This is a genomic window from Thioreductor micantisoli (assembly GCF_055392745.1).
In genome coordinates this window covers 1,413,059-1,437,393 of sequence record NZ_AP043760.1, presented here as the reverse complement: position 1 = coordinate 1,437,393, position 24,335 = coordinate 1,413,059, and the positions used below count along the sequence as shown (strand labels likewise).

Here is a 24,335-nt window from a genome sequence, read left to right as displayed (position 1 = left end):
GTAAGATTTGGTTTCAAACCTGTTTTTACACAATATTTTGGATTAAAACTTGGATTTCTTATAGATAATGGAAATATTGGTGATAAAACTGTTAAAGTGGGGCTTATTTAGCACCTGCTTTTACTTATTATATAAATAATAATTTTAGTTATAGTATTTATGTAGGTATTCAAGCGAAAGAAACTTTTATAGATAATGATGATTCGGCAGGATTTCCTATTTTTGGTGGAATGTAATTTAGATATAATCATTTTGGCTTAGATTTTGAGTATTCTAAAGCTTCAATGACTTTTGAAACAGGAGATGTTGATGAAACTACTTTTTCAAGAAATATCACATATAAATTTTAAAAAATAAAAACTTTCTTTATAAAAATTTTGTCATCAAAGTGTTACTTTGATGTTTTAAAATAAGAAAGTAAAAAACGGATTACTTCATCTTTATCATCTATTTCATTGCCTTCTCTAATATCTCTTTTAATATTTTATTCAAATTAAATTCCGTGTCAGTTTTTTTTATTATTTTTTGACTGACACGAAATTTTTACTAGTTTTTGTATTTTATTTAATCATGTAAATAAATCAAATCGATCTAATTCCATTATTTTTTGCCATGCTTTTACAAAATCATTTACAAATTTTTCTCGGTTATCATCTTGTGCATAAAACTCTGCTTGAGCTCTTAGCTGAGAATTTGAACCAAATATTAAATCTACACTTGTTGCATGATATTTTATATCACCATTTTTTTTCTCTTTTCCATAAAAATATTGTTCTTTTTCATTATTTTTTTCCCAAGCTACTGACATATCAAGTAAATTAACAAAAAATTTGTTATCTAATATTTCCACAGTATTACTTAAGTTTCCAACATTTGGTTCAAATGTTGCACCTAAAGATCGTAATCCACCAATAAGTACTGTCATTTGAGGTACTGTTAACTTAAGTTGTACTGCCTTATCTATCATTAACATAGATGCTGGAATATCACATTCCTCTTCCATATAGTTAACAAATGCATCTGCAACTGGTTTTAGATACTCAAAAGATTTTATATCTGTATCTTCTTCTTTTGCATCTGCTCTTCCAGGTACAAATGGTACATTTATATCAAACCCTGCTTTTTTAGCTGCACTTTCTATTGCAGTAGAACCTGCTAAAACAATCATATCTGCAAGTGATATTTGTCTAATTTCTTTTTGATTAAACTCTTTTCTAATCTTTTCAAGTGTATTTAAAACTCTCTCTAGTTGTTGTGGTTTATTTACTTTCCATTCTCTTTGAGGAAGCAATCTTATCCTTGCTCCATTTGCACCACCTCTTTTATCAGAATCACGATAAGTAGCAGCTGTTCTCCAAGCAGTATATACCAATTCATTAATTTGTAAATCTGAAGCTAAAATAGTTTCTTTTAAAGATACAATATCATCATTATTTACTAATTCATAATCTATTTTTGGAATTGGATCTTGCCAAATAAAATCTTCATCTGGTACTTCTTCTCCTAGATAACGAGATTTTGGACCCATATCTCTGTGTATCAATTTAAACCAAGCTTTTGAAAAAGCTAAAGCAAGTTCTTTTGGATTTTCATAAAACTTTTTTGAGATTTTTTTATATTCAGGATCCATTCTAAGAGCTAAATCTGTTGTAAGCATTATTGGCTTATTTTTTTTATTTTTTATGTGTGCATCGGGAACTAAATTCTCTGTTTCAGGATCTGTTGGTACCCACTGATATGCTCCTGCTGGACTTTTTTCTAAATTCCAATCATACTCAAATAACATTTTAAAAAAGCTGTTATCCCATTTAGTAGGAGTTGGAGTCCATGCACCTTCTAATCCACTAGAAATTGTATCAGTACCTTTTCCACTTTTATAATTGTTTTTCCATCCAAGTCCTTGTTCTTCAATTGGTGCAGCTTCTGGTTCAGGTCCTACATACTTAGCAGGATTAGCTGCCCCATGACATTTACCAAAACTATGACCGCCAGCTATTAGCGCAACTGTTTCTTCATCATTCATTCCCATTCTTTCAAAACTCATTCTAATATCTTTAGCTGCTTCAAGAGCATCTGGAATACCATCAGGACCTTCTGGATTTACATAGATAAGTCCCATTTGAACTGCAGCAAGAGGATTTTTAAGTTCTCTATTTTTATCTCTTCTATCATCAGATAACCATTCACCTTCAGGACCCCAGTTAGTGTCTTCTAATGGCTCAAAGGTATCTAATCTTCCACCTGCAAAACCATATGTTTTAAATCCCATAGATTCTAGTGCAACATTACCAGCTAAAATCATTAAATCTGCCCATGAAATTTTATTTCCATATTTCTTTTTAATAGGCCATAAAAGTCTTCTTGCTCTATCAAGATTTACATTATCAGGCCAACTATTAAGTGGTGCAAATCTTTGTTCACCACTACTTGCACCACCTCTACCATCAATACTTCTATATGTTCCTGCACTGTGCCATGCCATTCTTATAAACAATGGTCCATAGTGTCCCCAATCAGCTGGCCACCATTCTTGAGAAGTTTTCATTAGAACTTCTAAATCTTTTTTAAGAGTCTTTAAATCAAGAGATGAAAATGCTTCTTTGTAAGAAAAATTTTTCTCAGTTGGAACGAGTCTTTCATTATTTTGTTGTAATAACTTTAAATTAAGTTGATTAGGCCACCACTTCTCCATTTGACTATTTCCTAAAAGAGTTTGTGAGAAATCTTCTTTTGATACTTTACATTTACTTTTTTCCATTTTTATTTCCTTTTTTTATTAACCAGCAGTTACATCGCTGCAGCGTTTTTTAAAGTATTCTTGCCCTGCTTTATAAAATGGACACTCTTTTGGTGGTTTTTTACCTCTATGTACATGTCCACATATTTCGCAAATATACTCTTCTTTACCTTCACTATTAAAAAAGCCTTCTTTTTCAAATGCAGCTTTTAATTCTAAATACTCTTTTTCATGCTCTACTTCTACTTTTCCTATAGCTCTAAAAAGTCTTGCTATATTATTTAATTCCTCTTGTTTTGCAATGTCAGCAAAGTTTGGATACATTTCTTCATGCTCATAGCGTTCACCATCAGCTGCATATTGTAAATTTTTTTGTGTAGAATCAAGTTCTATATTGTTTACCAATTTATTATATGCCTTAAACTCTGCCATTGCATGATATTTCTCATTATTTGCTGCTTCTTGAAAAAATCTTGCAATTCTATGTAATCCTTCTTCTCTTGCTACATCTGCAAAAAACTCATACTTATTTCTAGCCTGTGATTCTCCGGCAAATGCCTTCATTAAATTTATAGCCGTTAGATTTTTAGTAATACACTCCATTTCTTGCCCACAACACACAAGTGTTCCACCACCTACATTTGATACTTCTACCTCATTCCCACATATATTACATTTGTAAGTTTCATTCTCTCTCATGACTCTCCTTTTTTAGTAAGAAAAAATTATTTCTAAAGGAAAAATTTTTTCTTTTAAAAATTATTACAAAATATTCCTTAAAGAATCCTTAAATTAAATAAAAATATTTAATTTAATCTCATAATCTTTTGAATGGTTAGATTATAGATCAGCTATGTTTTTTGTTAACTTAAATTTAAATGGTAAATTCTTTTATTAGGTCAATGTTAGTTAAAGTAATAAATTTGTAAAAAAAGATAAAATTTGATATATTTTCAAAAAACTTTTATAAAAGGATAAAAATGGCTAATACTTATGTAGTTGGATTTCCAAGAATTGGAGAACAAAGAGAACTAAAAAGAGCTCTTGAAGTTTATTGGGCTGGAAAAAGCTCAAAAAAAGAATTAAAATCAGTAGCAAGTGATTTAAGAAAAAGACACTTAATTTATCAAAAAAATGCTGGAATTAATATGATTAGTGTAAATGATTTTTCATTTTATGACAACATGATTGATGCAATGGTTATGTTGGGTGCAACTCCTAAAAGATTTAGTGATTTAGAATGTATGGATAAATATTTTGTTATGGCAAGAGGTGATGAAAATCATAAAGCTATGGAAATGACAAAATGGTTTAATACAAATTATCACTATATCGTTCCAGAATTATCAAAAGATATGGAATTTTCTATAAATATTGATAAAATTAAAGCTGAATATGTAGAAGCAAAAGAACTTGGAATTACTCCAAAAATCAATTTTATTGGTATGCTTACTTTCTTAAAATTATCAAAAACTGATGATGAAAATGAAGTTTGTAAAAATTTAATGCCAGCTTATATTGAGTTAGTAAAACAATTATCTACATTAGATGATGAAGTTACAATTCAATTTGATGATAGTTATTTTGTAACAAACCCAACTAAAGAAGATTTAGAAAAACTTGGAAAAGTTTATGATAAATTAACAGCAGTAGCTGATAATGTTAAAATTTTTGTAGCGACTTATTTTGAACATTCAAATGAAGCGAACGCAGTTTTGGCAAAAACTAATATCGAAGGTATGTTTTTAGATTTCGTAGCTGGAAGTGAAAATAGAGTCAAAACTCTAATTGACGCTGGTAAAAAAGTAGGAATTGGTATTGTTAATGGTAGAAATGTATGGATTAATGATATTGCTGAGAGTGTTAAATTCCTTGAAGGTATATCAGAATCAGCTAATAAAGATCAACTTTTAGTAGGAACAAGTTGTTCACTTTTACATGTTCCATTTACTCTAAAATATGAAGAAAAATTGGATGAAGATATCAAATCTTGGCTAAGTTACGCAGTTGAAAAACTAAATGAAGTTAACATTATTAATAAATTATTTAGAGGTGAAGAACTTAATGCAGAAGAAAAAGCTGATTTAGTTGCAAATGAAGAAGCAGTTGCAATAAGAAAAACAAGTGAAAAGATTCACGATACAATTGTAAAAGACAGAGTTAGTAATTTAACTGCAAAAGATTCTGATAGAGGTATGCCTTTTGAAGAAAGAATTAAACTTCAAAGAAAAAATTTAAAATATCCAATCTTACCAACTACAACTATTGGAAGTTTCCCACAAACTCCAGAACTTAGAAAATTAAGAAGAGATTATAAAAATGGTGTAATTTCAGAAGAAGCTTATGAAACTCAAATCAAAAAAATGACTGATGAACTTATCAAACTTCAAGAAGATTTAGATTTAGATGTGTTAGTTCATGGTGAATATGAAAGAAATGATATGGTTGAATATTTTGGTGAGCAACTAAATGGTGTTGCATTTAGCCAAAATGGATGGGTTCAAAGTTATGGAAGTAGATGTGTTAAACCACCATTAATTTTTGGAGATGTTTCTAGACCAAAAGATATGACAGTTAAATGGATAACTTATGCTCAAAGTAAAACTAATAGACCGATGAAAGGTATGCTTACAGGTCCAGCAACTATGCTTAACTGGTCATTTGTAAGAGATGATCAACCAAGAAGTGTAACTGGATATCAAATGTCATTAGCTATTAGAGATGAAGTAAATGACCTTGAAGCTGCTGGAATTAAAGTGATTCAAGTTGATGAAGCTGCACTTAGAGAAGGTTATCCTTTAAGAAATAGTAAAAAAGCTGAATATGAAAAATGGGCAATTGAAGGATTTAAAATCACAACAAGTGGTGTAAAACCTGAAACTCAAATTCATACTCATATGTGTTATTCTGAATTTAGTGATATTATGGATGCTATTGAAGCAATGGATGCTGATGTAATCTCAATCGAAAATGCAAGAAGTGATAACTCTTTATTAAATGTATTTAAAGAAAGAGGATACAAAGGTGAAATTGGACCAGGAGTTTATGATATTCACTCTCCAAGAATTCCTTCAACAGAAGAACTTGTAGAAGAAATTGAAAAACTTATGGAAGTTTTACCTGCTGAAAAACTATGGATCAATCCTGACTGTGGTCTTAAAACAAGAAAATGGCCAGAAACTACTCCAAGTTTGAAAAATATGGTAGAAGCTACTAAAATAGTTAGAGCTAAATTAAATAAATAATCTTCTTTCCCTTTGGGGAGAGATAATCCTCTTTTTAATAAAAAGGAGAATTATCTCTATATATTACTGATGAAAGTTTCATCTTTTTTTGAAAATTTTTGACAAAAGGTTTTCAAAATAGTAGTATTGGAGAAATTTATTTAAGGAGCCAAAATGGCAAGAGAATATCTTTTTTCAAGTGAAAGTGTTACAGAAGGTCATCCTGATAAAATGGCTGACCAAATTAGTGATGCTATTTTAGATTATATTATAGCAAAAGACCCACATGCAAAAGTTGCTTGTGAGACTTTATTAAGTAATGGTTTTTGTATAATTGCAGGAGAGCTTAAGACTACTGCTTATGCGCCTATGCAAGATATTGCTAGAGAAGTAGTTAGAGAAATTGGTTACACAAATAGTGAATATGGATTTGATTATAGAACTGCTGGCGTTTTGAATGGAATTGGAGAACAATCTCCTGATATTCGCCAAGGAGTAGTTCAAGAAGATGGTGAAATTGGAGCAGGAGATCAAGGTATGATGTTTGGTTATGCTTGCAATGAAACTCCAGAACTTATGCCTCTTCCAATTATGCTTGCTCATAAATTAACAATGAGACTTGCTGAATGTAGAAAAGAAGCAATTATTCCGTGGCTTAGACCTGATGGAAAAGCACAAGTAAGTGTAAAATATGTAGATGGTAAACCAGTAAGTGTAGAAAAAGTGGTAGTTTCTACTCAACATCATGATGATGTAACTCAAGAGGTTATAAGAGAAACTATTATTGAAGAAGTTATTAAAAAAGTGATTCCAGAAAATTTAATAAGTGATAATATTGAATATTTTATCAATCCAACAGGAAAATTTGTAATTGGTGGTCCACAAGGTGATGCAGGGCTTACTGGAAGAAAAATTATAGTTGATACTTATGGTGGAAGTGCTCCTCATGGTGGTGGTGCATTTAGTGGGAAAGACCCAAGTAAAGTAGATAGAAGTGGAGCTTACGCGGCAAGATATGTAGCTAAAAATTTAGTAGCAGCTGGAGTGGCTGACAAGGTAACTGTACAGATAGCCTATGCTATTGGAGTGGTTGAACCAGTTTCAATTATGGTAGATACTCATGGAACTAACAAAGTAGATGAAGAAAAAATTGAAAAAGCTGTTGCGGAAATTTTTAATCTTACACCAAAAGGAATTATTGAAACTTTGGATCTTTTAAAACCTATTTATAGAAAAACAGCAACTTATGGACATTTTGGAAGAAATGAGTTTAGTTGGGAAAAATGTAACAAAGTGGAAGAAATTAAGAACTTTTTAGGTATTTAAGTTTTTTTTAAGATTGTTTTGGATAATATTATTATCACAAATAAAAATAAATTTAAGGAGATAATATGGCTGTTAAAATTACAGATATTTGTATTAATTGTGGAGCATGTATTGATGAATGTCCAGTAGAAGCTATTTTAGATGATAGTGAAAATCCAACTGGTGAAGAAATTTATTTCGTTCAAAAAGATAAATGTGTTGAATGTGTAGGATATTATGATGAACCTGCATGTGCAGAAGCATGTCCAACTGAAGGATGTATTGTATGGAGCGATTGTGAAGATGGTGCATCTTGCAATGAAAACAGAGGTGAAGTAGGTGAACCTGTAATTGAATAATTTTTAAGTCTCGTTATTTTCGAGGCTTATTATTTTTACTTCTTTTTTTCTACTTTTTTTGGTATAATTATCTCTCAATTTAAAATGCCTATAATATGCGCAAAAATCTAAGGAGCAATTATGCAACAAACTCTTTCTATAATAAAACCTGATGCAGTTAAAAAAAATGTGATTGGAAAAATCATTGATAGATTTGAATCAAATGGACTAAGAATTGCAGCTATGAAAAAATTACAATTAAATCATATTGATGCTGAAAAATTCTATGAAGTTCATTCTGAAAGACCTTTTTTCAAAGATTTAGTAGAATTTATGGTTAGTGGGCCAGTAGTAGCTATGGTTCTTGAAGGTGAAAATGCAGTAGCTAAAAATAGAGAACTTATGGGTGCAACTAATCCAAAAGAAGCAGAAGTTGGAACAATCAGAAAAGATTTTGCTGATAGTATTGATGCAAATGCAGTTCACGGAAGTGATTCTCTTGAAAATGCTAAAATTGAAATCGGTTTCTTTTTCGCTGAAAGAGAGATTGTTTAATTGAAAATCGAACTTAGAAAAGTCCCTTTTAATAAAAGTGATTTTGAAACAAGTTTGAATAATATAGTTATGAAAGGAAGTTTTTATAAAGAAACTCCTAACATAGCTAAAATTGATGCTATTTTAAATGGTGAAGTTGAAGTAAAATGTGTAAAATGTTTAAAGCCTTTTACAAAAAAAATAGAAGAAAAGTTAAAGCTTATTATTACAGATAGAGTTTATAATGGTTTTGATAACGAATATGATGTTATTGAAATTAATTCTAATATTATTGATTTTGATGATATAATTGCATCTGAAATTGAATCAGCAAAATTAGAGTATGATAATATCTGTGAAAAATGCAAAGAATCTAATGTAAATATAGAAATTTAATTAAGGAGAATAATATGGCAGTTCCTAAGAGAAGAGTAACGAAAACAAGAGCAGCAAAAAGAAGAACACACTACAAATTAAAAAATGTAGCAACAGTTGTTAAATGTTCTAGCTGTGGTGCTTTCAAACAACCTCATACAATTTGCCCAAGTTGCGGTGAGTATTAATGGTTAAAGTTGCTATTGATGCAATGGGTGGGGACTTCGGTCCTAAACCTATAGTAGAAGGGGTAGTAGAAGCACTTAAAAAGAAAAAATTTGAGCCTATACTTGTAGGTGATGAAAATGAAATAAAAAAATATCTTCCACAAAAATATTATAATAAAGTTAGTTTTATAAATAGTACTGATTATATCAAAATGCATGAACATGCAACAGATGCACTAAGAAGAAAAGAATCATCTATTTATAAAGCTATAAATTTAGTGAAAGAAAAAGAAGCTGATGCAGTAGTAAGTGCTGGACACAGTGGGGCTACTATGAGTTTGGCAACTATAAAAATTGGTAGAATTAAAGGTATAAAAAGACCTGCAATTGCCACTTTTATGCCTACAATCAAAAAAACTCATACACTAGTTTTAGATGTTGGTGCAAATGTAGATAGTGACAGTGATAATTTATATCAATTTGGACTCATGGGTGAGATTTATTCAAGAGAAGTTTTACATCATTCTGAGCCTAAAATAGGGCTTTTAAGCAATGGTGAAGAAGATGTAAAAGGAAATGTCGTTACAAAAGAAGCATTTACAAAGCTTAAAGCTCAATCTTCGTTTATTGGAAATGTAGAAGGTAATGATATTTTTAAGGGAAATGTAGATGTAATAGTTTGTGATGGATTTGTAGGTAATATTTTACTTAAAACGAGTGAAGGTGTTGCTGATACTATAGTAACTTTAATAAAAGAAGAAGTTAGAAAATCTGGACTTATGAGTAAAGTTGGGGCAATTCTTATGAGAAGAGTTTTTAAAATTCTTAAAAAATCAATAGATTATGCAGAATATGGTGGAGCTCCACTTTTGGGTGTAAATGGATGTGTAATTGTCAGCCATGGAAAAAGTAATCCAAAAGCTATTAAAAATGCAATTTTTCAAGCAATTAATTATACAGAGGCGGATATTACATCAAAGATAGAATCAAAAATTAAAGGTGAATAATGTATGCTAAATTTTCTTCAGTTGGAGCTTATGTTCCTAAAAAAGTAGTAACAAATAAAGATTTAGAAAAAATTGTAGATACAAGTGATGAATGGATAACTCAAAGAACAGGTATTAAAACTAGACATTTTGTAGAGGATGAAGTAACATCTGATTTAGCTTATGAAGCTGCTAAAATAGCAATCAAAAGAGCTGGATTAGAATCAAAAGATATTGATATGGTTATTTTAGCTACAATTTCTCCAGATTATTTTGGTATGCCTTCAACTGCTTGTATAGTTGCTGATAAACTTGGAATTATAGCTCCTGCTTTTGATATTACAGCAGCTTGCACTGGATTTATTTATGCACTTGCTCAGGCAAAAGCTTTTATTGAGAGTGGTGCGAATAAAAATGTATTAATTATGGGTGCTGAAACTTTAAGTAAAATAGTTGATTTCAAAGATAGAAGTACTTGTGTTATTTTTGGAGATGGTGCAGGAGCTGCTGTTATAAGTGCTACAGAAGATAAAAGTGAAGCTATTATTGATATCGATATAAATGCAGATGGTAAATATCAAGATTACTTAATTACACCTGGAAGAGGTGTTAAATATGGATGCGATACAGATGAAATTTATATCAAAATGAAAGGAAATGAAACTTTTAAAGTGGCTGTTAAAACACTTTCTAAATCTGTTAGAGATATTTTAAAAAGAAATAATATGACAAGTGATGATTTGACTTGGTTTGTTCCTCATCAAGCAAATTATAGAATTATTGATGCCGTTGCAAGAGCTATTAAAATGCCGGCTGAAAAATCAGTGTTAACTGTAGATAAATATGGAAATACTTCATCTGCTTCTATTCCTATGGCGCTCAATGATATGTATGAAGAAGGAAAACTTAAAAAAGGTGATATTGCTTTACTTGATGCTTTTGGTGGTGGATTTACTTGGGGAAGTGCTTTAATTCCTTTTGCAGGAGAGTAAATTTATTGGAAATAGCAAAAATTAAGAAAAATTTTGATATAATTGCATTTCAAATTATTTAAAACAAAAAACTAAACAAGAAAGGTGGTGAGTAATTTGCCTGGATTAATCGTAAGAGATGGTGAAGATTTCGAATCTGCATACAGAAAATTCAAAAGACAAGTTGATAGAAACTTAGTTGTAGTTGAAATCAGAAAAAGAAGATTTTTTGAACCAAAATCTGAAATCAGAAAAAAAGAAAAAATCGCTACAAGAAAAAAACTTCTTAGAAAATTATGGATGCTTAGAAGATACGAATCTAAGTTATAATTTTCTTCCCTTTTTGGGAAAACATCGCAAAGGACTTCCAATGAAAAAAATTCTATTTTTATTATTTACAATAAATTTATTCGCTTATAATGTAACAGTTTCAATTATTCCACAAAAATTTGTAGTTAATAAAATTGCTGGAGATAAAGCACGCGTAAATGTAATGGTTTTACCGGGAAATGAACCTGAATCATATTCACCAAAACCACAACAACTTTTAAGCTTAAAAAATTCAGTTATTTATTTCAAAATTAATGTACCATTTGAAAAAGCATGGATAAATAAATTTATTGCAATTAATCCTAAAATTAAAATAGTTGATGCAACAAAAGGTATGAAAAAAGATAAGAATCCACATGTTTGGTTAGCTCCAAAATTTCTAAAACAACAAGCTTTAAACGTAAAAAATGCACTAATTAATTATGATGTTAAAAACAAAGAATTTTATGAAAATAATTATAAAAAATTCATAAAAGAGACAAATGAAACTGATAAAAAAATAACAAAATTGCTTAAACCACTTAAACAAAGAACTTTTATAATTTTTCACCCAAGTTTATATTATTTTGCAAAAGAATATAATCTAAAAGAGATAGCTCTTGAAAAAGAGGGGAAAGAACCTGGTTTAAAATATGAGATGAGACTTATAAAAACAGCAAAAGAGAAAAATATTAAAATTATTTTAACTTCTCCAGAGTTTAGTCAAAAATCAGCTAAATTTATAGCAGGTAAAATTGGAGGAAAAGTAGTAAGTTTTTCACCATTAAAATATAATATATTTGAAAATTTATTAGAAGTAAGCAAAACTTTAAATGAATATAGTAGAAATTAAAAATCTTAGTTTTGCTTATAATGATGAAGCAGTTTTAAAAAATATTAATTTAAACATTAAAAAAAATGATTATTTGGCCGTAATTGGTCCAAATGGTGGTGGTAAAAGTACACTTGTTAAATTGATTCTTGGATTTATAAAACCTACAAAAGGAAAGATTAAACTTCATACTCAAAAACTTGGGTATGTTCCTCAATATACAAATTTTTCACTCGATATTCCTATAACTGTTTTAGATGTTGTGCTTCAAGGAAGAATTAAAAAATATAAATTTTTTTATAATGAAGAAGATAAAAAAGAGGCTTATGAAAAGTTGAAAATGGTAAAAATGTATGAGTATAAAGATAAAAAAATTTCTGCTTTAAGTGGAGGTCAGAGACAAAGAGTTTTAATTGCTCGTGCAATGGTGAGTAATCCAGAAGTTTTGATTTTGGATGAGCCTACAAGTGCTATTGATGTACAAGGTCAAAGAGAAATTTATGATATTTTAAAATCCCTAAATATTACAAAAATAATGATTTCACACGATTTAAACTTTTTACTTGAAGGTGTAAATAAAGTTGCTTGGGTAAGTAAAACATTAGTTTTACATGATGCACCTGATTTACATTTACATAGAAAAGATGGACATTTTTGTGAAATTGATTTCATAAATGCTGTTCATAAATGTAAGGCAGATAATGATTGATATAATAACACTAATTCCAAATTCTTTTTATTCAAGTTTTTTAATATCTATTGCAGTTGCTATTATTGGTAGTTTAATTGTAATAAATAAATCAAGCTTTATAGCTGGAAGTATAGCTCATGGAAGTTTTGGAGGAATTGGACTTGCTATTTATTTTGCTTTACCAATTTTACTAATGACTTCAATATTTGCGGTATTTTTAGCTCTTATTTTATCATATATTAGTTTGAAAATTCCCCATAGAAGTGATGCTATAATCGGGGCAGTGTGGGCTGTTGGTATGAGTATTGGTATTTTATTTAGTGAGTTAACTCCTGGATATAATGCGGGACTTATTAGTTATCTTTTTGGTTCAATCTTAACTGTTTCAAATGAAGATGTTTATATGATGATAGGAGTTGACACTTTTTTAATTATTTTTATTTCTATTTTATATAATCAAATTTTACTTGTTAGTTATGATAAAGAGTTTGCAAAAGTTCGAGGCCTAAGCGTAGGATTCTTATATACTCTGTTTTTAGTTTTGATTTCCTTAACAGTAGTTATGAGTGTTAGAGCTATTGGACTTATTCTTATTATAGCAATGTTTACAATGCCTCCATTTATTGCTGAAAAATTTACTAAAACTTTAAAAGGAATGATGTTTCTTTCAGGAATTTTATCTGCTATTTTTATGATAAGTGGAATATTTATTAGTTTTTATTTTGATATTTCAGCAACTGCTACAATTATTTTAGTAGCAACTGTTTTCTTTTTTCTTTCTTTATTTAAAAAATAATGATGAAAAAAGTTAAAAATTAAAAATGGTCTCCCGAACGGGATTCGAACCCATGACCTTCGGATTAGGAATCCGATGCTCTATCCTGCTGAGCTACCGGGAGATGAAATGTAATTATATCAAAAAGGATTAAAAATAGAAAAAATAAAATTTTTATTGAATTTACTATTTATCAATAATTTTATAATTTATTCCTTTTCTTTCTAACTCTTTTTCAAAAAATTCAATCCATTTTTTTGCATTTTCTCCTGCTATTGATATTTCAGATGTATAATCAAGTTTAGGAAGTGTTGAAAATTCTACATCTTTTGGCAAGGCATTCATAATATCAAGCATTTCGCTTTCTTTGGCATAAGCTAGCAGTGAATATCTCTCTTTTTTTGCAATAGGTGGAAAATATTTATCCAAAATTTCTTCTACCATTGGATGAGCCATTTGAGGAAATCCAGGCATAAAGAAGAATCTTTGTTCAATCTCAAAACCAAAAAATCCATTAATTGGATTATTTCTTATAGGATTTGAATTAACAGGCCAATAAGCTAAATTATATTTTTTTGTATTATCTTCATTTGGAAATTTATTATCAATTAACTTTTTAAATTCTTTATCAAATTTCATTTTATTTTTTGTAAATACTTTTGCACTTATATCTCTTGTATAATCATCAGGAGTAGCACCAATTCCACCAAAACAAAACATTTTACTGTCTGGAATTTCTTTTATCATATTAAAAGTTTTTTGCATAAGCTCTGTGTCATCTTTTATTATAAAACTTCCATTTAATTCATAACCTCTCTCAATTAATTTATCTCTTAAAAATTTAAAATGAGAATCTTCTCTTCTAGCATTTAAAATTTCAGTTCCTATTATTACAGCAAAAATCAAATTTTCTCCTTTTTGGAATAAGTTTTGCTGTATTTTAACAAAAAAAGGATTAAATTTATGGATGAACCTCTAAAATTAGATGGATTTGAGAAAAGAATGGTTGTAATTTTTTTATTTATATTTTATTTTGTAGCAAGTGTTAATCTATTTGCTCAAAAAATAGGGGATATTTCGTCTATTATAGGAGTTAGAGATAACCAACTTATGGGATATGGTCTAGTAGTTGGTCTAAAAGGTACGGGTGATAGTAGTGCTGCTTTTACCAATCAAACTTTATCAAATCTTCTTAAAAATGTAAATGTTAAACTTAATCCAAAAGATATCAAAAGTAAAAATGTTGCAGCTGTTGTAGTAACTGCTACACTACCTCCTTTTGCAAGACAAGGGGATAAAATAGATATCACAGTTTCATCAATTGGTGATGCTAAAAGCTTGGAAGGTGGTACTTTACTTTTGACACCATTAAAAGCAGTAAATGGTCAAATATATGCTTTGGCACAAGGGCATTTAACAATAGGTGGATTTAATGTAGGGCAAAATAGAGGAATTCAAACGCATTTTACCACAGCTGGTAAGTTATATAGCGGAGCTATTGTGGAAAGAGAAGTTGTTTATGATATTTATAATAAACAAAAGGCTGTTTTAAGTCTTAAACATAGTGATTTTAATGAAGCTGTTAATATTCAAAATTTAATCAATACAACTTTTAAAGCTAAATTAGCAATTGCCCTTGATCCAAGAAGTGTGCAACTTACTAAACCTAAAAATATGAGTATGCCAGAATTTTTAGCAAAAGTTCAAGATATTGATTATTACACAAAACAAAGAGATATTGTAGTTGTTGATGAAAGAACTGGAACGATTGTTGCTGGAAGTGATATAGCAATTGACCCTATCGTAATCACACAAGGTGATATGATAATTAAGATTACAAAAAGAAGTACTATGAATGATTTAGCTGGAATTTTTCAAAAATATCATGCTAAACCAAAAGATGTAATAGCAATTCTTGAAACGCTTAAAAGCAGCGGTGCTTTGAAAGCTGATTTAAAAATCAATTGATTACTTACAAGGAGTTAATATGAGTATAGATAACAGCGTAATTACAATTGGAAGATATAATAAAATAGATATAAATCAAGCAAATCTAAAAAAATTAAAAACAGATTGTGATAATTTTGAAAGTGAACTTTTAAAACATTTCTTAAAAGATGCTCTAAAAGAAGATAATTCTTTATATCCAAAAAGTGCAGGAGAAGATATTTATAAATCAATGGAAACTGAGCAATATGCAAAATCACTTTCTGGAGATTTTGGATATAGTAAATTGTTATTTAATTATTTAAAAGAAAAACAACAAATAAATAGTTAATTCTATTAAAAAAATAATTTTTTAGTCGATATAGTTAGTAAGATAATATAAAAGGATTTTTTATGATAAAAGGAATTTCATCAAATAATTCTACTTTATTTACTTCTATATCAAAAAACAAAAAAGAAAATATACAAAGTGAAAAAGTAGAGAAAAGTAAAATAGATACTATAAAAGAGTCTATAAAAAATGGAACTTATAAAATAGATATAGACAAAACAGCACAAGGTATGGCTAAAAGTCTTCTATAAACTCCTTTTCTCTCCTTTTTCTAAAATAAAGGAGAATCTATGCTTAAACAAATTCTTATTTCTACTAATAATAATTTATCTAAATTAATTGATACCACAAGACAAGATATTGAAGATATTAAAGAGGCTAATCACGAAGCTTTGTTTGAAAGAAATCAAAGTAAAGAAAAAATAGTTCAAGAATTTATTGCACAAAAAAATCAAATAGATACTATTTTACTTAAAAGAAGTGAAAGTGGTTTAACTTTAGAAAATATGTTAAGTTTGGAAGAAGGTAATCTTTTTGATGAATTTAAAACTAAACTACAAGAATTTTATGAAGTTCATAAAAAATTTTCAAAAATGGCACTTTTAGTTACTAATTTTTATAATAATTTAGCAAATAAAGTAAATCAAACAGAAGTTGATATTGGATATAAAATGAAACAAAGATATTCTTCAAATTTATCTTTAAAGGCTTAATATGGGACTTTTTTCATCTTTAAATACAGGATATAGTGGTCTTAATGTAAATCAAGGGGCTTTAGCTGTAACAAGTAATAATGTGGCAAATGCTTCAAATCTTGATTATACTAGACAAAGAGCTCAAATAGTATCATTACCTTCAATTCATACATCTTCTGGTGATATAGGAATGGGGGCAAAAATTCAAACAGTTGTTAGAATAAAAAATGATTTTTTATTTAATAGATATGAATCTTCAAATAAAGATTTAAGTTATTTCAAAACATTACAACAAAATATGAATGAAATAGTTAGTTATTTCCCTGATGTAAAAGATGTAGGACTTAATAAAGATATACAAAATTATTTTGATTCTTGGAATCATTTTGCAAATAATCCAAATGATGATAGTGCAAAAGTTGATTTGGCAAGTAAAACCCAAACTCTTGCAAATACAATTAAAGAAACTAGGGGGAAAATAGATAAGTTAAAAGTGTCTGTAAATAAAAAAGTAAAATCTTTTTCAAATGAGGTAAATGGATTAATTAAAGATATCGCAGGATTTACAAAAGAGATCAAAAGAGTGGAAGCAAATGATATAAATCATGCAAATACTTTGAGAGATAAAAGGGATAAAGCAGAAAAAAGATTAGTAGAATTAACTGGCGCAAGAGTTCAAAAAGGTGGACTAACTAGCTCAAATGTAGGGCAAAATACAAGTATTGATTATGAAAAAGATTATACAATAAGTTTAGGAGGGTATCCGATAGTAGATAATTCTACTTATCACCCAATTGAAGTAAAAGAAAATCCTAAAAGTAATGAAAATATGTATTCTATTTATTTCCAAAAACAAGATTATAGCGAAGTTAATATTACAAAAAATATTCCAAATCAATCAATTATAGGTGGACTTTTGGAATTTAGAGGGACTAGTTATGATGAAAAAGGAAAACTTACTGATGGTATAAGTGGAAAATATATTAATGAATTAGATGCTTTTTCATCAACTTTGATTCAACGAACAAATTCTATTTACTCATATTCAGCTAAAGAAAAATCAAGCTCAGATGAGTTGTTTAAGCCTATATCTTTAACAAATGATCAAATAAATAGTTATCCTTTAAATTCAAAAATGGTAGAGGATAGTTTGCATAATCCAGTAAGAAAGGGAGATCTAAGATTAATTGCTTATGATAATAATGGGCAGTTCCAAAAAGATGTAAAAGTTTCAATTGACCCTACTAAAACATTACAAGATAATTTAGATGATATAAACAGTAAACTTTCTACTGAGGGTGTTGATTATGAAGCTGTAATTCAAAATGGAAATGTTGTTTTTCAAAAAAAAGATAATGATGGTAATGGAAGTTTAGATAATGGGGCACTTTTGGTAAAAGATGATGGAAGTTTACTTTTTTCAGCTTTAAATGATGTGCAGTTTAAATCTATAGATAAAGCAAATAATGCAAATTTCCCTTTTCCAATCAAAGATGGAAGTTTTGATGTTGTAGCTTATAATGAGAATGGAGATGAGTTAGCAAGAAGAACAATTACTGTAAATTCCAAGAGTAAAGATCCTATGTACTCTACATTAGAAGGAATTATGTCTCAAATTAATATGCCAAATATTGATGATAATAAGGATAATGATTCAAGTAATGATATAGATGATTTATATAAAGCAGATATATCAAATGGTAAAGTAGTTTTCAATAAAAAAACTGATGATACTGTTTTTGTAGGGCTTGATAATGACACTTCAGGTTTTGGTGGTGCAGTGGGAATTAATAAATTTTTTAGTGGAAATGATAGTAAAACAATTGCACTTGATGATAAGTTTGTAAAAGATGCTTCACTTATTAATGCTTATAAAGCGCCAAGTAGTGGGAATAATAATGTGGCAAATGATATGGTGCAATTTCAATATGATGATGTAGGATTCAATTCTAAAAATGGAGATAGTGTAAAAACTACTGTAGCTGGATATTATAGTTATATGACAAGTAATATAGCAAATGATTCAGAGAGAATTAATACAAGTGTGGATAATCATACAGCTATATTTAATTCAGTCGAAAAAGAGTATCAAAGTGAAAGTGGAGTAAATATGGATGAAGAAATGACAAATCTTATGAAATTTCAAAGTGGATATCAAGCTAGTGCAAAAGTGATTACTACTATTTCTACTATGCTTGATACTTTAATGGGAATTAAAACTTAATTTTAATTTTTTGTAACTTTTTTTCTCTTTTCTCTTTTTAATATTTTAAAATCTATATTTTTTTTCTTTTTAATATTTTTTTGTTAAAATATGTATAAAATTTGAATAATTATTTTTTTAAAAAATAGTAAAAGGAGAATTAATGGCTAATAAATTTATTTTTGCTGATCCTAAAAAATGTATAGGGTGTTTGAATTGCGAGCTTGCTTGTGCGGCAAAACATATGGAAATAAATTTTGAAGAAGCTTATGATTTGGCGTTAAATGGTGAAGTTGAATTAATTCATAGAAACACTGTTATTAAAATAAACGGAATATCTGCTCCGATGCAGTGTATGCAGTGTGAGAATGCACCTTGTGTTAATATATGTCCTATTAATATCATAAAGTATGAAAATAATTATGTAAAAATTTATGAAGAAGACTGTATTGTTTGTAAAAGTTGTATGATGGTATGTCCTTTTGGTGCTATTAGTATAGCAAAAAGCAATTCTACAAATATTAGCGGCTTTGCTGCAATAAAATGTGATTTGTGCGGTGGTGAAGAAGGAAAACAAGCTTGTGTAAATATTTGTCCTACAGATGCAATTGATCTTATAGATAATGATGAATATAAAAAAAGAAAACAAAAAAATGTATTTGAAAGATTAAATCAAGATGCATAAACTTTCTATATTTCAGTTTATGATAAAATTAGTATAAAAACATACGAAAGATAAAGAAGTTGAAAAAATTGTATTGAAAATAGTAAAAATGAGTGGAATTGAACCATACTTTAATTATAAATGGTGAAGAAATGTATATAGAATATATAGAATTAAAGGAGTAGATAATGAAAAAACATTTTACAAGAGTTCCTAAACAAACCCAAAAAAAAAGAGATGCTAAGGAAAGAATAAAAGAGTTTGACCCTATTTATATTGAATTTGATGAAGAACAAGCGATTGAACAAGCAAAAAGATGTATTACTTGTCCTGTGGATATTTTAAGAGGATTAGATAGTGAGTTTCAATTTTGTAGAACTGGTTGTCCTCTTGGAAATTATATTCCACAATGGATTAGAGAAGTTAGAAAAGGTGATTTTAAAAAGGCATTTGAGCTTAGTAATGAATTGTCTCCTTTTCCAGAAATTATGGGAAGAGTTTGCCCTCAAGATAATTTGTGTCAAGGAAGTTGTACTATTGCTAAAACTGAACATGGAAGTGTTGCTATTGGTGCAATTGAAGTATTTATAAGTGAAGAAGGATTTAAAAAGGGATATAAACCATATTATGGTGAAGATAAAAAAAGAAAAAAAAGAGTTGCTGTTATAGGAAGCGGTCCTGCTGGTATGAGTTGTGCTACATTTCTTTTAAGAGGTGGTGCTAATGTAGAAATATTTGAAAAATTAGATAGACCAGGTGGGCTTTTAACATATGGTATTCCTAGTTTTAAATTACATAAAGATGTAGTTCTTAGAAGATTTAAATGGATGGAAGATAATGGGCTTAAATTACATTTAAATACTCCTATTTTGAATGAACAAGATTTTGAAAAAATAGTTAATGAATTTGATGCAGTTTTTATTGGTGTAGGTGCTCCTAGTGGTAGGGGTGCTAGAATGAAAAATGAAGATGCTAATGGTGTTTATCATGTAATGGATATTTTAACTCAAGCTCAAAAAAGAGTATTTAAAGATTTTGATGACAATATACTTAAAGATAAAAAAATAGTAGTTATTGGTGGTGGAGACAGTGCTATGGATGCTGTTAGAACTAGTGTTAGAAGTGATGCAAAAGAAGTTTATTGTGTATATAGAAGAGATGAATCTAATATGCCTGGAAGTAAAAAAGAAGTAGTTAATGCAAGAGAAGAAGGTGTTAATTTTATGTTCTATAGTGCTCCAAAAGAAGTAAAAGTAGATGATAATAATAATGTTGTGGGAATTGTTTGTCAAAAAACAGAATTAGGTGAACCTGATAGTAGTGGAAGAAGAAGAGTTCAAGTAGTTGAAAACAGTGATTCTGAAATAGATTGTGATATAATTATTTTGGCACTTGGATTTGATACTGTTAAATATCCTTGGTATGAGCACACAGGTATTGAATCTGATAAATGGGGATGTCCTATTGTAAATGAAGGATATCAAACAACAAATGAGAAAATTTTTGCAGGTGGTGATGCAGTTAGAGGAGCCGATTTGGTTGTAACTGCAGCAAGAGATGGTAGAGAAGCAGCATCTGCAATACTTAAATATTTATGATTAAAGGATTAAAATGATTCCAATTTATACAAGTGATGTAGTAATAGTTGGGGCAGGGCTTGCTGGACTTGCAGCAGCTAGAGAATTGGTTAAAAATGGGGAAAAAGTTACAGTACTTACTAAGCTTCATCCTCTTCGTTCTCATTCAGGCGCAGCACAAGGTGGAATAAATGCTGCATTATCAGATGACGATGATGTTGAATCTCATATGTTTGATACTATTAAAGGTAGTGATTATTTATCTGATCAAGATGCAGTTGAGCTTATGTGTTCAAAGGCGCCTGAAACAATCAGATGGATTGAAAGAATGGGTGCAGTATTTAGTAGAAAAGAAAATGGTACTATGGCACAAAGACCATTTGGAGGACAAAGTAAACCAAGAACTTGTTTTGCAAAAGACAGAACTGGTCTTACACTTCTCCAAACAATATATGAACAATGTGTAAGAGAAGATGTTTTAATGCTTGATGAATGGTATGTTAGCGATATTTTATATAAAGATGGCAAAGCTTATGGGGTTGTAGCATTTAATATTAAAGATTTAAGTTTTGCTATTTTTAATGCAAAAGCCGTTATGTTTGCGACAGGTGGATATGCAAGAGCTTTTAAAGTTAATTCTAATGCACATGCAAATACAGGAGATGGACTTTCTGTTTTTGCTAGAAAAGGTTTACCGTTAGAAGATATGGAATTTGTTCAATTCCATCCGACTGGACTTGCCGGAAGTGGTATTTTAATGAGTGAAGCAGCGCGTGGTGAAGGTGGAAAACTTATTAATGGTTTAGGTGAAAGATTTATGGAAAAATATGCACCTGAAAAAATGGAATTAGCTCCAAGAGATGTAGTAAGTAGATCAATTATGAAAGAGATAATTGAAGGTAGAGGTGCAAAAGAAGATTCATTTGCAGTTTATCTTGATTTGACACACTTAGGAGAAAAGAAAATAAATGAAAGATTACCAGAACTTAGAGATCTTGCTAAAACATTTTTAGGAAGAGATATGGTAAAAGAACCTATTTTAATTTCTGCAACAGCTCATTATTCAATGGGTGGAATTCCAGTTGATATAAATGGACATGTTAAAAAATCAACTAATGAATTAGCTGAAGGTTTATATGCAGCAGGAGAATGTTCTTGTGTAAGTGTGCATGGAGCTAATAGATTAGGAGCAAATTCTTTACTTGAAGCACTATTTTTTGGAAGATGGGTAGGAAATAAAATTTCGGAGGATTTAAAAGATATAAAAATTAAAGATGCTAAAATATCTGATGCTGATATTGCAATAGCTGAAGTTGATTTTCTTTTAAATAATAACGGAGAAGAAAAAACTTCCAAAATAAGAGATGAATTGCAAGAATTGATGAGTACAAAAGTAGGGGTATTTAGAGATGAAAAAAATCTACTTGAAGCAAAAGAACAAATTAAAGAATTAAGAAAAAGATATAAAAATATTAAACTTGATGATAAATCTAAAGTTTATAATACAGATTTACAAGAAGCAATAGAACTTGGGCATATGCTTGATTATGCGCTATTTATAGCTTCTGGTGCGGCTGAAAGAAAAGAATCAAGAGGAGCTCATTTCAGAGAAGATTATCCTTCGAGAGATGATAAAAATTATTTACAACATACATTTAGTTATTTGGAAAATGATGATATCAAAATTGAATATGCATCTGTAAAAATAACAAAATTTGAACCTCAAGAAAGAAAATATTAATAAGGATAAGTAATGAAAGTTGCTCTAAAAGTTTATAGATATAATCCTGAAAAAGATGATAAACCTCATTATGAAAAATATGAGTTAGAATTAAGGGATGATGCAGTAGTACTTGATGCTCTAAATGAAATAAAATGGAGCTTTGATGGTAGTCTTAGTTATAGAAGAAGCTGTAGGCACGGGATTTGTGGAAGTTGTGCTGTTAAAATGAATGGTAAAAATGTTTTGGCATGTAAAACTCCTTTAAAAGAAGCAATTGAGAGTTTTGGAGATGTTTTAACAATTGAACCATTAAATACGAAAAAAGAAAAAGTAATCAAAGATTTAGTGACTGATAAGAAAGATTTTTGGGATAAAAACAAAAAAGTAAAACCATTTCTTATAGCAAATATTGATGAACATCCTGAGAAAGAAAATTTAATAAAACCAGAGCAAGTTGAAGAATTAGAAGAAGCTGATTATTGTATATCTTGTGGATGTTGTTATGATGCTTGTGGAAGTGTTAGTGCAAACAATGATTTTTTAGGGCCTCAAGCGCTTGCTAAAACATATAGATTTACAGCTGATAGTAGAGATAATGCTAAAGAAGAAAGATTAGACTTTGTAAATAAACTTGGTATTGGTGTTTGGGATTGTATAAAATGTCAGGCATGTATTGAAGTTTGTCCAAAAGGAGTTGATCCGTTTACAAAAATAACACATCTTCATAATCAAATATTTGAAGAAAATATTGCTAAAAAGAATGTAGCTACAAAACATTCAGAAGGTTTTGTACATTCTATCAAAAAACATGGAATTTTAGATGAAGGTATGCTTGTTTTATATTCTGAAGGTGTGAATGTTGTAAGACATTTACCGGAAGCTATAGCGATGATGAAAAAAGGAAAAATAACATTCCCATGGAATATGCCAAAATCTGAGGGAATTGAAGAAATCAAAAAATTGATTGAAATATCACAAACAAATGACTTAAAGGGTTAATATGAAATATGCACTTTATACAGGATGTACAGCAAAAGAATCAACACCAGAGCTTCTAACATCAACTCTTTTGGTTGCTAGAACTCTTGGAATTGATATTGAAATTTTAAATGAAGCTAGTTGTTGTGGGGCAAGTCATCTACAAGATTTTGACGAATTTTTATCATTAGTTCTTAATGCAAGAAATATTTGTTTAGCTGAAAAAAGAGGACTAAAACTTGTAACTCTTTGTAATACTTGTCAATTAATGCTTGAAAATACAAAAAGAAAATTAGATAGTGATGAAAAAGTAAAAGAAAAAGTAAATGAAAAATTGAAGGAAGTTGGGTATGAATATATTGGAAATACACAAGTACAACACTTTTTATATGCAATTTTAGAGGATGTTGGATTTGAAGAGATTGCAAAACATATGAAAAAGCCTTTAAATTTAAAAATAGCACCATTTTATGGGTGTCATATAATAAGACCTTCAAAAACACATGATGGAAGTAATTTAAATGAAAATCCTTTCAAACCAAATGCATTAGAAAATCTTATAAAAGTATTGATGGGTGAAAGTATAGACTATAATACAAAACTTAAATGTTGTGGTTTTCATGTTGATTTACAAAACACACCTGTTAGTGAAAAACTTACTTCTAATATTTTGGAAGATGCTACGAATGCAGGGGCAGAAGCGATTGTAACTCCTTGTCCATTATGTCATTTAAATCTTGATGTAAAACAAAGAGAAATAGCAAAAAAAGAAAATAAAGAATTTAATATTCCAGTTCTTCATTTACCAGAGATGCTTGCTTTAGCATTTGGTTATTCTGCTAAAGAAATAGGGCTTGACCACCATGTAGTTGGAACAAATTTTTAACCTTTTAAGTTTTTTTTAAGATTTTAAGTTGTATAATGATACTTAGTATATATTCATTAGGTTTAATGAATATATAAATAAACTTAA

25 protein-coding genes and 1 tRNA gene are annotated in these 24,335 nt (G+C 29.2%); 22 read left to right on the top strand and 4 right to left on the bottom strand.

Annotation, left to right across the window (positions count from 1 at the left end; all coding sequences use genetic code 11):
* Positions 1–568: 568 nt before the first annotated feature.
* Both katG and ACZ5OA_RS07660 read right to left on the bottom strand, forming a co-directional pair.
* Positions 569–2,758 (bottom strand): catalase/peroxidase HPI, encoded by a 2,190-nt coding sequence (gene katG, locus ACZ5OA_RS07665; protein WP_464907278.1) that lies wholly within the window; start codon positions 2,756–2,758, stop codon positions 569–571.
* Positions 2,759–2,776: 18 nt separating this feature from the next.
* Complete coding sequence (locus ACZ5OA_RS07660) at positions 2,777–3,436, bottom strand: ferritin family protein (RefSeq protein WP_464907277.1); 660 nt, start codon at positions 3,434–3,436, stop codon at positions 2,777–2,779.
* Positions 3,437–3,717: 281 nt separating this feature from the next.
* Between ACZ5OA_RS07660 and metE the strand changes: the two genes are divergently transcribed.
* From metE to ACZ5OA_RS07600, 12 genes are all read left to right on the top strand, one after another.
* Positions 3,718–5,982 (top strand): 5-methyltetrahydropteroyltriglutamate--homocysteine S-methyltransferase, encoded by a 2,265-nt coding sequence (gene metE, locus ACZ5OA_RS07655; RefSeq protein WP_464907276.1) that lies wholly within the window; start codon positions 3,718–3,720, stop codon positions 5,980–5,982.
* 153 nt (positions 5,983–6,135) lie between these two features.
* Positions 6,136–7,287 (top strand): methionine adenosyltransferase, encoded by a 1,152-nt coding sequence (metK, locus tag ACZ5OA_RS07650; RefSeq protein WP_464907275.1) that lies wholly within the window; start codon positions 6,136–6,138, stop codon positions 7,285–7,287.
* Between the two features lie 65 nt (positions 7,288–7,352).
* Positions 7,353–7,625 (top strand): 4Fe-4S dicluster domain-containing protein, encoded by a 273-nt coding sequence (locus tag ACZ5OA_RS07645; protein WP_464907274.1) that lies wholly within the window; start codon positions 7,353–7,355, stop codon positions 7,623–7,625.
* Positions 7,626–7,745: 120 nt separating this feature from the next.
* A complete protein-coding gene (gene ndk, locus ACZ5OA_RS07640; RefSeq protein ID WP_464907273.1) occupies positions 7,746–8,159 on the top strand; it encodes a nucleoside-diphosphate kinase in 414 nt (137 codons plus the stop codon).
* Positions 8,160–8,534, top strand: a complete 375-nt coding sequence (locus ACZ5OA_RS07635) for a DUF177 domain-containing protein (protein ID WP_464907272.1) — start codon at positions 8,160–8,162, stop codon at positions 8,532–8,534.
* A 14-nt stretch (positions 8,535–8,548) separates the two neighbouring features.
* The gene (gene rpmF / locus ACZ5OA_RS07630) at positions 8,549–8,701 is read left to right on the top strand and encodes a 50S ribosomal protein L32 (RefSeq protein ID WP_464907271.1); all 153 of its coding nucleotides are present in this window, start codon (positions 8,549–8,551) and stop codon (positions 8,699–8,701) included.
* Entirely contained in the window at positions 8,701–9,687 is a 987-nt protein-coding gene (gene plsX, locus ACZ5OA_RS07625; protein ID WP_464907270.1) for a phosphate acyltransferase PlsX, read from the top strand. The genes rpmF and plsX overlap by 1 nt, the downstream gene beginning before the upstream one ends.
* Positions 9,687–10,658 (top strand): beta-ketoacyl-ACP synthase III, encoded by a 972-nt coding sequence (locus ACZ5OA_RS07620; protein ID WP_464907269.1) that lies wholly within the window; start codon positions 9,687–9,689, stop codon positions 10,656–10,658. Before plsX ends, ACZ5OA_RS07620 begins: the two co-directional genes overlap by 1 nt.
* A 96-nt stretch (positions 10,659–10,754) precedes the next feature.
* Positions 10,755–10,967, top strand: a complete 213-nt coding sequence (rpsU, locus tag ACZ5OA_RS07615) for a 30S ribosomal protein S21 (RefSeq protein ID WP_464908336.1) — start codon at positions 10,755–10,757, stop codon at positions 10,965–10,967.
* Positions 10,968–11,007: 40 nt separating this feature from the next.
* The gene (locus ACZ5OA_RS07610) at positions 11,008–11,799 is read left to right on the top strand and encodes a metal ABC transporter solute-binding protein, Zn/Mn family (protein ID WP_464907268.1); all 792 of its coding nucleotides are present in this window, start codon (positions 11,008–11,010) and stop codon (positions 11,797–11,799) included.
* Complete coding sequence (locus ACZ5OA_RS07605) at positions 11,780–12,487, top strand: metal ABC transporter ATP-binding protein (RefSeq protein ID WP_464907267.1); 708 nt, start codon at positions 11,780–11,782, stop codon at positions 12,485–12,487. The genes ACZ5OA_RS07610 and ACZ5OA_RS07605 overlap by 20 nt, the downstream gene beginning before the upstream one ends.
* On the top strand, positions 12,480–13,265 hold the full coding sequence (locus ACZ5OA_RS07600) for a metal ABC transporter permease (protein ID WP_464907266.1): 786 nt from the start codon (positions 12,480–12,482) through the stop codon (positions 13,263–13,265). Before ACZ5OA_RS07605 ends, ACZ5OA_RS07600 begins: the two co-directional genes overlap by 8 nt.
* Before the next feature lie 26 nt (positions 13,266–13,291).
* On the opposite strand, the gene ACZ5OA_RS07595 is transcribed toward ACZ5OA_RS07600, so the two are convergent.
* Positions 13,292–13,368: transfer RNA gene (locus tag ACZ5OA_RS07595), tRNA-Arg, on the bottom strand.
* A 62-nt stretch (positions 13,369–13,430) separates the two neighbouring features.
* Positions 13,431–14,150 carry a molybdopterin-binding protein gene (locus ACZ5OA_RS07590; RefSeq protein WP_464907265.1) on the bottom strand — a complete coding sequence of 240 codons (720 nt, stop codon included), beginning with the start codon at positions 14,148–14,150 and terminating at the stop codon, positions 13,431–13,433.
* 57 nt (positions 14,151–14,207) lie between these two features.
* Between ACZ5OA_RS07590 and ACZ5OA_RS07585 the strand changes: the two genes are divergently transcribed.
* The 10 genes from ACZ5OA_RS07585 (at position 14,208) to ACZ5OA_RS07540 (ending at position 24,248) form a co-directional block, all read left to right on the top strand.
* Entirely contained in the window at positions 14,208–15,212 is a 1,005-nt protein-coding gene (locus ACZ5OA_RS07585) for a flagellar basal body P-ring protein FlgI (RefSeq protein WP_464907264.1), read from the top strand.
* A gap of 19 nt (positions 15,213–15,231) precedes the next feature.
* A complete protein-coding gene (locus ACZ5OA_RS07580; RefSeq protein ID WP_464907263.1) occupies positions 15,232–15,522 on the top strand; it encodes a rod-binding protein in 291 nt (96 codons plus the stop codon).
* Between the two features lie 62 nt (positions 15,523–15,584).
* A complete protein-coding gene (locus ACZ5OA_RS07575; RefSeq protein WP_464907262.1) occupies positions 15,585–15,773 on the top strand; it encodes a flagellar biosynthesis anti-sigma factor FlgM in 189 nt (62 codons plus the stop codon).
* 39 nt (positions 15,774–15,812) lie between these two features.
* The gene (locus ACZ5OA_RS07570; RefSeq protein WP_464907261.1) at positions 15,813–16,235 is read left to right on the top strand and encodes a hypothetical protein; all 423 of its coding nucleotides are present in this window, start codon (positions 15,813–15,815) and stop codon (positions 16,233–16,235) included.
* A gap of 1 nt (position 16,236) precedes the next feature.
* Positions 16,237–18,441 (top strand): flagellar hook-associated protein FlgK, encoded by a 2,205-nt coding sequence (gene flgK / locus ACZ5OA_RS07565; RefSeq protein ID WP_464907260.1) that lies wholly within the window; start codon positions 16,237–16,239, stop codon positions 18,439–18,441.
* Positions 18,442–18,583: 142 nt separating this feature from the next.
* On the top strand, positions 18,584–19,105 hold the full coding sequence (locus tag ACZ5OA_RS07560; protein WP_464907259.1) for a 4Fe-4S dicluster domain-containing protein: 522 nt from the start codon (positions 18,584–18,586) through the stop codon (positions 19,103–19,105).
* A 167-nt stretch (positions 19,106–19,272) separates the two neighbouring features.
* The gene (locus tag ACZ5OA_RS07555; protein WP_464907258.1) at positions 19,273–20,682 is read left to right on the top strand and encodes an FAD-dependent oxidoreductase; all 1,410 of its coding nucleotides are present in this window, start codon (positions 19,273–19,275) and stop codon (positions 20,680–20,682) included.
* 13 nt (positions 20,683–20,695) lie between these two features.
* Positions 20,696–22,402, top strand: a complete 1,707-nt coding sequence (locus tag ACZ5OA_RS07550) for an FAD-dependent oxidoreductase (RefSeq protein ID WP_464907257.1) — start codon at positions 20,696–20,698, stop codon at positions 22,400–22,402.
* Positions 22,403–22,414: 12 nt separating this feature from the next.
* Positions 22,415–23,383: a succinate dehydrogenase/fumarate reductase iron-sulfur subunit gene (locus ACZ5OA_RS07545; RefSeq protein WP_464907256.1), complete on the top strand. Its 969-nt coding sequence runs from the start codon at positions 22,415–22,417 to the stop codon at positions 23,381–23,383.
* 1 nt (position 23,384) lies between these two features.
* Positions 23,385–24,248 carry a CoB--CoM heterodisulfide reductase iron-sulfur subunit B family protein gene (locus ACZ5OA_RS07540; RefSeq protein WP_464907255.1) on the top strand — a complete coding sequence of 288 codons (864 nt, stop codon included), beginning with the start codon at positions 23,385–23,387 and terminating at the stop codon, positions 24,246–24,248.
* Positions 24,249–24,335: the final 87 nt, after the last annotated feature.